Annotated in this window: 7 protein-coding genes; 5 read left to right on the top strand and 2 right to left on the bottom strand. The window is 62.7% G+C overall.

What is annotated here, in order from left to right:
• Positions 1-1,132, bottom strand: a 1,132-nt coding sequence (locus tag U9R81_RS10790) for an esterase/lipase family protein (RefSeq protein WP_322495460.1), incomplete at its 3' end; no start/stop codon positions are given.
• A 931-nt stretch (positions 1,133-2,063) separates the two neighbouring features.
• Here U9R81_RS10790 and U9R81_RS10785 point away from each other — a divergent pair.
• From U9R81_RS10785 to U9R81_RS10765, 5 genes are all read left to right on the top strand, one after another.
• Positions 2,064-4,205 carry a hypothetical protein gene (locus tag U9R81_RS10785; RefSeq protein ID WP_322495459.1) on the top strand — a complete coding sequence of 714 codons (2,142 nt, stop codon included), beginning with the start codon at positions 2,064-2,066 and terminating at the stop codon, positions 4,203-4,205.
• A 259-nt stretch (positions 4,206-4,464) separates the two neighbouring features.
• Entirely contained in the window at positions 4,465-5,247 is a 783-nt protein-coding gene (locus U9R81_RS10780; protein WP_322495458.1) for a hypothetical protein, read from the top strand.
• A gap of 122 nt (positions 5,248-5,369) precedes the next feature.
• Positions 5,370-7,094, top strand: a complete 1,725-nt coding sequence (argS, locus tag U9R81_RS10775) for an arginine--tRNA ligase (protein WP_322495457.1) — start codon at positions 5,370-5,372, stop codon at positions 7,092-7,094.
• A 14-nt stretch (positions 7,095-7,108) separates the two neighbouring features.
• Entirely contained in the window at positions 7,109-7,918 is an 810-nt protein-coding gene (locus tag U9R81_RS10770) for an HAD-IIA family hydrolase (protein ID WP_322495456.1), read from the top strand.
• Between the two features lie 409 nt (positions 7,919-8,327).
• Entirely contained in the window at positions 8,328-9,200 is an 873-nt protein-coding gene (locus U9R81_RS10765) for a hypothetical protein (RefSeq protein WP_322495455.1), read from the top strand.
• Here the strand turns inward: U9R81_RS10765 and U9R81_RS10760 are convergent.
• Positions 9,166-10,104 carry a metallophosphoesterase gene (locus U9R81_RS10760; protein WP_322495454.1) on the bottom strand — a complete coding sequence of 313 codons (939 nt, stop codon included), beginning with the start codon at positions 10,102-10,104 and terminating at the stop codon, positions 9,166-9,168. The genes U9R81_RS10765 and U9R81_RS10760 overlap by 35 nt on opposite strands.
• Positions 10,105-10,379 lie beyond the last annotated feature (275 nt).

The following is a 10,379-nucleotide window of genomic DNA, read 5'->3' as shown; positions in this document are numbered from 1 at the left end:
GCCGCCGCCGGCGCCGAGCACGGCTTGGCGCTGCGCCCAACACGCCAGCCGGCGCCAACGGCAACCCGGCTGGCGTAACAACCTCAACCGTAATCGGCGATGCCGTCATCACCACCAGCCGCGGGGTTGGCGGCGCCGGTGAAGCTGCCGGCGCTGCGCCCAATACACCGGGGCTCATCCCCAACTCACTCAACACAAGCGCCAGCGCTTGCGGGCTATCGGGCAATGCGCCGTGGCTCACCGTCAGCGGTGGCAGATTGTTGGCCTGCGGCACCGTCGCCATCCGCTGTAACACTGTACCATCTCCCTGCACATCGTAATGGCGGCTGAGCGGTACGCCATCGGGGTAGCGCAACGAGTGATCGGCTGGCGGTGGGCCGACAAGTATAGTGCTCAGCGTGTTAAACCCCACCCCGGTGATCGTCGTCACCGCGACTCGCTGCGTCAGGGTTGCCACTGCTTGAGCTTGATTGGCCATTTCACCCCACAGATTGCGGCTTGCCATACTCGTAATGGGTTTGATCTGCGGTGGATTGCCGCTGAGCAGGTAGTCTTCGATGGGTAATAGGTCACGCACACCGGGCACTTGGGTCTGGATGGTCTTCACCTTGTCAAGTTCAGTTTGGATCGGGTGAATGTGGCGCAAATACCACAAATAGACGGCAAACACGGTGCGCAGCGTCTCGTCGGCATGCGGTTCGGCGCCAGCCCACGCCGTGTAGGCTTCGGCTGAACCGCGGTGCGGCGTGCCCAGCGTGATCAGGCGCGCCACATCGTTACGGCTCAGGTATTCAGGCGATTGGATGTAACTGCGCGCTACCAAGCCACCCATACTATGGCCGATCAAAACAACCTTGTTAGCATTGGCCGCCTTTTTGGCCCGATCGATCCAGCCGGTTAGATAGCGCCGCGCGCTCTCTTCGACCGGCTTGCGCCAATCGTAGAAGGCGACAAAGAGATCACGGTTACGGCGATAGCCGGCCTGCGTGAAGGTTTGCAGCAACGTTTTGCCATAATGGAAGAACGGCGGAAAATTCCAACCGTTCAAGGTAGGGCCACGCCAGTCGAGCAACACCGGCAGGTTGAACGAACCGGTAAAGCCGGGGATAAAGATCACGGGCAGGCGTGACATAACAGTTCCTTCCATGTGGAATTGACCCAGCGGCGCACAGCACACCGAATTGAACGGCTCGACCGAGCGTTTTGAGGTGTTACAGCCAGTATACGCGGGCCATCCGGCAAATGCAATATGATGGCTGGGTTCACTCTCGCGGGCGAGCCGCTCGTGCTCCACGCCGGCCCACCGTATATCTACGGACTGCGGCAGTTCCACTGCCGCATGCGCTCCCGAACTCACCGGGGCGCGGCCCGCCTTGTATCTAGAGAGCACTCGCCAACACGCTGCCCACCTACCTGCCCACATTCACTTTCGGGGAAGAAATACGTTGGTGCGGCAGTCATACTGCCGCACTCCAGAGAGCGCCCCACCAGTGCGCACGCCGCCGGCCCGCAGCACACCTCAGGTTGGAGTGCAGCAGTGTTACTGCCGCATCCCCTCCGTACACCATTGATGGGCGAACAGAACATTTGATAGCACACAACAGTTTATGGCTGTGTGATGCCTCAACGCTTAACGCTCCACTCCCCTCTCCCGCGTCAGTGGGAGAAGGGCTGGGGGTGAGGGCACATCAGCCCGCGCAGCGGGCTTCGTAACCCTAGCCCGACCCTTTAGGGTCGGGTACCGGATCAGAGGTTCTGTCCACCCTTGAATGCCAGCGAGAGAAGGGCTGGGGGTGAGGGCACATCAGCGAATCCCAACGCCATCAACCACATCTACGCTGATCCGTTCTGTCCGCCCTTGAACCGCACACCACCAACGCACGGGACCCGCCACCTCGACACCCCTCGCGGACGCGCCGCCCGCGCTCCCCTAGCACGTACATCGCTCACCCTCGGCATCCTCACATGTATGGACTGCGGCAGTTTCACTGCCGCATCCCCTACCGAATTAGGATGCAGCCAACCTGCCTAAGCCAGCGCCATCTTCCGCTATAATGCCGGATATGAAGCAACTTGCCATCGTATTCATCGGGATCGTTCTGCTCGCCAGTTGCAGTCCGCTCCCTCCAAACCAAACCGATCAACTGCGCGAACCGTTCCGTAGCGCATGGCAAGCCGCCGGCGGATCGCGCATTGGGCCGCCGCTCGGCGAACCGCGCTGGGTAGACGGCGCGTTGGTGCAGTATTTCGCGACCCTACGGATTGTTGCGTTGGAAAACGGCGGCGCTGCCGCCGAACGGCTGCCCGCCGATTGGCGCGCGCAGACGCCGGCGCCGGTGATCGAGACGCCGCCAGCGCCCCAGCAAGCTTCGCTGGCGCTCGCTACTCCAACCCCAACGGTGCAGCCACTACAACCGGTGCCGATCACGCTGCGGATCCCCGCGTACAGCGGCCCAGTGACCGTGCAACTCTACGATGCTGCCGGGAGGCTCAGCGCTACAGGCACAGTAACCGTCACCGATGGCGCAGGGGAAATCACCTTGCCGGCAGGCGGCGCGCTCGGCCCGCAGTGGGCCGTGGCGCTGATCGATGGCCGGCTGGCCGGCGCGCAAAGCCAGATCGTCACCCTCGATGCCCAAACGGCGCTGATCAGCGGCCAAAGTGACATTGACTCGCTCTATCCGCGCATTCGCCGGCTCATGGCTGAAGCGCGGGTGAGTTATGAGCTGAATGGCCGCCTCATTAGCGGCTACCGCTCACCCGATAACCCGCTGCTCTGGTTACGCGATCATGTCTATCAGGGGCGCGGGTTTCGCTATTTCGAGCGCGATGTCACCAGTTTGCTCGACGCTTTCCGCGATGCCCAATTCCCCGATGGCAGCCTGCCCGATGTGATTGACTACCCCGAACGGTACGTGACCGCGTTCCGCAAAGAGGTTGAATCCGACCTTGAGTTTCTCTACATTCAAGGGGTGTACGAAGCGTGGCAGATGACCGGCGACGATGCGTGGCTGCGCAGTCATCTGCCGGCGCTGCGGCGCGCGGTCGAATACATTACCACCAACCCGTTGCGCTGGAACGCAGAGCGCGGTTTGGTGCGCCGGCCCTACACCATCGATATGTGGGATTTCGCCTACGGCCCAACTACCACGAGCCCCGACGGCAAACCCGCGCCGCGCCACTGGATCGAGCCCGACACGATTTGGGGGACGTTCCACGGCGATAATACCGGCTTAGCGGCGGCGTTGATGTTGCTGGCCCGTATCGAGCAACGAGTGGGCGAACCGGCGCGGGCCGAGCGCTATTTCCAACTCTCGGATGAGATCATGCAGCGGCTGAACGAGCTAGCATGGAATGGCCGCTTCTTCACCCATTTCGTCCCCGAAGACCCGTCCTTTACCCCAGCAGGAGTCGATTCCGCCGAGCAACTGAGCCTCTCGAATGCGTATGCGCTCAACCGTGGCGTGCTCTCGGCAGCGCAGGCGCAGGCGATTATCGGCAGCTACTATGAGCGGCGCGATTTTTCGCGGGCCTTTGCCGAATGGTACAGCATCGACCCGCCCTTCCCGCCGGGCAGTTTCGGCATGGCCGGCGGCAAAGGCGAGCATCCGGGCGAGTATGTCAATGGCGGGATTATGCCATTAGTCGGCGGCGAGTTGGCCCGCGGCGCGTTTACCTTTGGCTTCGAGCCGTATGGGCTTGATCACCTTCGCCGCTATGCCAATCTGCTGCGCCTGACCAATGCCTCATACCTGTGGTATTATCCCAATGGCCAGCCCGGCATCTCTGGCCCCGACACCATCCCCACCGATGGTTGGGGCGCGAGCGCAATGCTCGGCGCGCTGTTTGAAGGGCTGGCCGGCATTGTTGATACCGCCAGCCGTTACGACGATGCGATTATCAGCCCCCGCTGGCCGGCTGAACCTGCTATCATGCAGGTGTATGTCGTCGCTCGCTATCCCGCTTCTGATGGTTATGTCGCGTATTGCTGGCAACGCGAAGCGCAGGGCCTGCGCTTATACGTCACCGGCAGCGGTCGCACTGCCTACGTGCGATTCATGCTGCCTCCCGATGCCGGCTATGACGTAACGATGACGATTGCTGGCCAGCCGGTCACGCCGGTGATAGAAGAGGTTGGCCTGAGCCGCTATGCCGGCGTCGCGCTCGACCGGCTTAACGTCGAGGTAACGGTGACGTGGCGGTAGGCAGGCGCCAGCCGGTGAGTACGCGGTGGCGACCATAACATGCTTGCCGAGCTATGGAGTGCGGCAGTAAAACTGCCGCACTCCACAAGAAGCTTAGCAATCCCTTATGCGTGGATTGCTTCAGCTCAGACATCGGTGCCGCTGAAGCGGGAGATTGCTTCGGGCGCTGCGCGCCCTCGCAATGATAGACAGATGGTGGGCGAGCTGCGCGGGGATAATGCATGCTCTAGCATGCGTTCGCGTTCAAGGAGGTCAGTGGATGCCGCACACAGCCTTTCGCCCGGAAGAACACGGCTTTGCCTTCGTCAATGCATGGCCGCTCAATCCCGACCAGACGGCGGAATTGCGCCAGACGCTTAGCCGTTCGGCGCAAGCGGCGGCGCGTGACGCGCGCGCCTCGATCGGCGGGTTCGATATCAGCGGGATGGTGCAACGGGTGGCCGATATGTGGGCCGATGCCAATCTGCCGTCCCACTACGGTATGTGCGGCGGTATGGCCTTCGCCGCTGCCGACTATTTTCGCGCCGGCACACCATTGCCGCGTGGCAAGGATTGGAACGATCTGCCGCTCGATGACTCGCCTCGCTCGCGCGCGTTGCGCGACTATCTCTGGCAGCGGCAGGTCGAGAGTTTTGTCATCAATGCGCCGCAACTGTTGGTGTGGATGGTGATGCTGCATTTGCCGCTGCCGTTCGCCGGATCGCGCTGGCTGCTCGACCGCACCAAGGCCGAATGGCGCGCGCTGAAGACCAAGATTGACGCCGGCGAGCCGTGGCCGATTTGCTTGATCGGCAGCTCACGCTCGCCGTTTGATAATCATCAAGTGCTGGCGATTGGCTACGACGAAACTGGCCCCGCTACCGGCGTGATCAGCCTCTACGATATGAATAGCCCCGGTCGCGCGCAGACCATAACCCTCGATATGCGCGGGCGCGAGCTGATCGCGGTCGAGACCAGTCCGATCCCGGCTCGCGGCCAATTGCGCGGCTTCTTCGTCGAGCAATATACGCCTAAACCGCCGCCCAAGCTGCCGGCAGCGTAGGGGGCAAGGCAACTGGCCCGGCAAGGTAGGCCGGTTGCGCGCGTTGCGCCTTGGCTATGCTCGCTGCGTTCCGGGCAAGGTACGGTATACTAAAGGCCGGAATTGCATAAGGGAGTAGAACCATGGGCTACGCGCTCGAACGCTTCATCACTGAAATCAAAGAATCGATTGCTGCCACCGGCAAGGTGCCGGTCGAGCTGATCGAGATTACCACCCCTAAACCGAATATTCCCGCCGACCGCACCTTTGTCACGTTTAAGGCGGCCAAGGCGCTCGGCGTTGATCCGGCGAAATTCGCCGCCGAACTCGCTGCCGCCATTGCGCCACCCCCCGGCTCGCTGATCGGTGAGGTAACAGCCACCGGTGCGTTTCTCAATTTCTCGCTTCACCCGCAACGGCTGGCAGCGACTGTTTTGAACGAGATCGAGACCGCCGGTGAAGCGTATGGCACGGTGGCCGATGGCGCCGGTCGCACAGTGGTGATCGACTATTCCTCGCCCAACATCGCCAAGCGCATGCACGTTGGTCACATCCGCTCGACGATCATCGGGCAGGCGCTGGTGCATATCTTCCGCGCGCTTGGCTATCGCGTGATCGGCGATAACCATCTCGGCGATTGGGGGACGCAGTTTGGTATTATTTTGGCCGCTATGCAACGCTATGGCCGCCCCCAAAACGAGGGCGAAGCGGCGATGGCCGAACTTGAGGCGCTCTATGCCCGCTACAACGCCGAGATGAAAGACAATCCGGCGCTCGAAGACGAGGCTCGGCGCTGGTCGCTGGCGCTCGAACAGGGTGATCCAACTGCCCGCGAGCTCTGGCAGTGGTGCGTTGATCTCTCGCTGCGAGCAGCGCAACGCAACTACGACCGGCTCGGCATCCGCTTCGATTACGCCTACGGCGAAAGCTTCTACGAGGCAATGCTGCCCGGCGTGATCGAAGAGGCGCTCCGTTCCGAGGCGGCCTTCCGCGATGTCGATGGCGCGGTGGTGGCCGAACTCGACAAGCTGCCCAAGTTTATCATTCAGCGCAACGATGGCGGTACTGTCTACATGACCCGCGACATCGCCACGATCAAATTCCGCCTCCAAGAATTTAACCCGTCGCATATCATCTACGTGGTTGATGCCCGCCAAGAGCTGCACTTCCGCCAGCTCTTCGCAATCGTGCGGGCGATGGGCTATGCCCGCGATGTCGAATTGGTGCATGTGCCCTTCGGCGTCATTACCACCGCCGACGGCCAGCCCCTCTCGACCAAGAAGGGCAATATGGTCTACCTTGAAGCCCTGCTCGACGACGCGGTGGCGCGGGCGCGCGCCTTGGTCGATGCCAAGAGCGCCGATCTGCCGCCCGCAGAGCGGGCCGCTATCGCCGAGGCGGTGGGCATTGGCGCGGTGATTTACAATGACCTGTATCAAGACCCGCGCCGCAATATCACCCTCGATTGGGATCGCATGCTCTCGATCGAGGGCAACAGCGCGGCCTACCTGCAATACTCGCACGCGCGCTGCCGCTCGATCTTGCGCCGCGCCGCCGAAGAAGGGGCCACACTGGCCGATGCCGATCCTGCCTTGCTCACCCACCCCAGCGAGCAGCGCCTGATCCGCCATCTGGCCCGCTTGCACGAAGCGGTGCGCGAGGCCGGCGCGCGCTATGCGCCGTTCGTTATCGCCGACTGGTGCTACACTACTGCCCGCGAATTCGGCATCTTCTTCGAGCAATGTCCCGTTTTGCGCGCCGAAGCGCCAGCCCTGCGCGCCGCCCGGCTGCAATTGGTCGCGGCGACTGCCAATGCGCTGCGCAACGGCTTGGCGTTGCTCGGCATCAACGCACCGGAACGGATGTGACAGGAGAAATGGGCATGCTCGCTTTCACCACCATCCGCGCCGTCCTGTTCGATATGGATGGCGTGCTCTACCGGGGGCAAACGCCGCTGCCCGGCGTGGCCGATCTATGGCAATTTTTGACCAAACGCCATATCGCGTTCGCCTGCATCACCAACAACGCTTCGATGACGCCGCAGCAGTACGAGGCCAAGCTGGCGGCGATGGGCATTGCGCTGCCGGCTGAGCGCGTGATCACGTCGGCGCAGGCCACGGCCCGCTATCTGCGCGAGCAGTATCCAGCCGGCACGCGGGTGTTTGTGGTTGGTATGCAAGGCTTGCGCGAGGCGCTCTTCGCTGACGGCCACTTCGTCGAGGATGATCACGCGCCGGAGTTGGTCGTGCAAGGGGCCGATTTCACGCTCACCTACGAGCGGCTTAAGCGGGCAACCCTGCACATCCGGCGCGGCGCTCGCTTTATTTCCACCAACCCCGACCGCACCTTCCCCAGCGAAGAGGGGCTGATCCCCGGCGCTGGTGCGATCGCCGCCGCTCTCAGCGCCGCCACCGATATCGCGCCACTGGTGATTGGCAAACCGGCCCCCACAATGTTCCTGATCGGTGCAGCCATCCTCGGCGCAACCCCGGCCCAAACTCTCGTCGTCGGCGACCGGCTCGACACCGACATCGCCGGCGCCATCGCCGCCGGTATGCCGTCAGCGTTGGTCTTGACTGGCGTCAGCACGGCGGCTGAAGCGACCGCCGGCCCAATCCATCCTGACCTGATCGTCGCCGATTTGCCCGATCTCTTGACCCGCTGGCAAGCGGCGGAGAAGGATGGAGCGTAGCGCCGGACGGCTGTCTGGATCCACAAGCCGCAAAGCCAGCCAAGACGCAGAGGGTCAAACGCAAAGGCGCAAAGGACGCGGAGGACGCAAAGGGTTGCGTATGGGATCATCCTCCGCGTCCTCTGCGCCCTTGGCGGTAAACCATCCCCCCCTCCCCCAGCGGGGGAGGGGGCGGGGGTGGAGGCACATCCCCGACCCCTCGGTGGTAAACTATTCCCCCAAGCCCTTCAGGGCCAAACGTACGCCTGCCCACACCCACACCGCTCTGCGCTATCATACGGGTGTGGGTGGGGTATACCGGTACCCCGCCTCCTAGCCCGCGCAGCGGGCAGCGCACGCATCGCCCGGCGCCGAAAGACCGGGCGGAAACCCGTCCAACCGGGACGGACGCAAGCACACGAGCACAGCTATGATCCAACCCGCTATCGTTAGCTACGACCGCGCACAAGTGATCGACATCGTCCGCACCCAGTCACCTGAAGCGATCCGCGCTCGTTTGCGCGCCGGCGACTTTGATCAGGTGCTTGACCCCGACGGCCATGCCCTGCTTGACGAGCTACTGACGGCATGGATCCAGCGCGCGGTTGGCCCCTTGACTCTCCGTGATGCAATGCTGATCGATCCCTACCGGGGCCGGCAGGTATACGGCATTCTGTGTTCAATGACCGTGCGCCAACGGGTTGAAGTGCCGGCGGATCTGGCGATCCATCTTCCCGGTGCGCCGACCGATCTGGCCGAACTACCGCCGCCATTAGCCGGCCTGCCCGAATTGGCAGCCTTGGCGTCCCAAGCGGCCCAAACTGGCCTCACCCTCGCGTGGCAGGCCCAACGCTACGACTTTGCCCCACCCCCTAACTTGCTTGAACTGACTCCACCGCCGCCGGTGCCGTATCGTAACGAACTCGTCTTCGAGCAACCCACCGGCTTGCGCCGCTGGATCGCCATTGTGCTCGCGGTATTCGGGGTGATTGTGTTGATCGTACCGCTCCTCTTGGGCCACATTCCCGAACACCCGGCCAGTTGGCCGCTGGCCTTGCTCACCCTAGCCTTGATGATCGGCATCAAGGCTGGCCCGCTCGGCTACCTTGGCGCATTCTGCATCTGGCTGGTCGCCAATTTACCCTCATTACGCCAAGGTACATTCCCGATCAGCCTCTGGCCAGACATCCCGCTCGTCGCGCTGGGGTTGCTACTCTTGTGGCGTGACCGGCGCGTGCGCGCGATGTGGCAGTTCGTCCGCCGCCAATTCAATCGCCGGCACGACGTAAGCGGTGCAAACTAACTTCGGGCGGGCAGCCAAAGCGCAGCGGTAGTCCGCTGACCCCGCGCGTAACAAACAGGCGCATCGCACCGACGCGGAAGTGGCCCATGTCGTAGCGCCAGCCGTGGCGCGGCAGGCAAAGCGGGCCGAGGCCGGGCATACGCACATGCCCGCCGTGGGTATGCCCAGAAAGTTGCAGGTGGAAGCCGGCTGCCGCCGCTTCATCGGCAATGTCGGGGCAGTGCGCTAGCAAGAGGCGAAAGTCGTGATCCGGCGCGCCACCCAATGCTAGCTCCAAATCAGGCTGCCCATCCCAATGGTCATCAACCCCAGCCAGCAACAGCCGCGCGCCATTGCGTTCAATCAGCCGGTGGCGATTGATCAACAGATGTACCCCATGCTCGCGCAACAGCTCAGCAATGTGTGGCATCCCCTCCCAATAATCGTGATTGCCGGGCACGGCATACACCCCAAGCGGCGCGCGCAGCCGGACCAACACCTCTGGCAACCGCACAATCGCCGCCCGCGTCTGCACCAGATCGCCCGTCAACACGATCAGCTCCGGTTGCGCCGCCAGCAAATGATCGATTGCGCGTTGGGCATTGGCAAAGCTGTAGCGATGGCCGAGGTGCAAATCGCTCAACTGGCCGATGGTCAACCCATCCAGACCAGCAGGCAAATCGGCAAACGGCAGTTCGTGCTCAACCAATTGTAACCGCTGCGGCTCGATCGCCAGCGCATACCCAGCCCCCACCGCTCCTGCCCCGGCCAACGCCGCCGCCACCACCGGCCCGCCATAGATAGCGGACACCCCGGCCAGCACCCCGCCCGCCAGCCCGGCTCCGATCCAGCGCGGTGAATAGCGTAACCGCGGTTGCGGTTTTGATTTCGTCGTGGGTTGTGATGATGAAACAATCGATGCCATATCCACACCTGCCATTCGGTGACAGAATATCATTCCCCGTAAAGCCACACGGCTATGCGGCTCTCCAACCACACCACCGCCGTGCGATCTTGCTGCAAACAGCGCGCAGGATAGGCTCGCCTCATTGTGCAGCCCATCCTGCGCCATCACGCCCCCTCGCCATTGACAATATACCATGAAGATGAATAATACTTGAATAGAAGCGAACACCCGTGACATTGCAACGATCTTGTCATTGCTTGGCAAGCCATCCCCCCGCTCCCCGTTCACGGGGA

Source organism: Chloroflexus sp. (assembly GCF_034435895.1).
GTDB lineage: Bacteria > Chloroflexota > Chloroflexia > Chloroflexales > Chloroflexaceae > Chloroflexus.
This window is presented reverse-complemented; position numbering and strand designations above follow the sequence as displayed.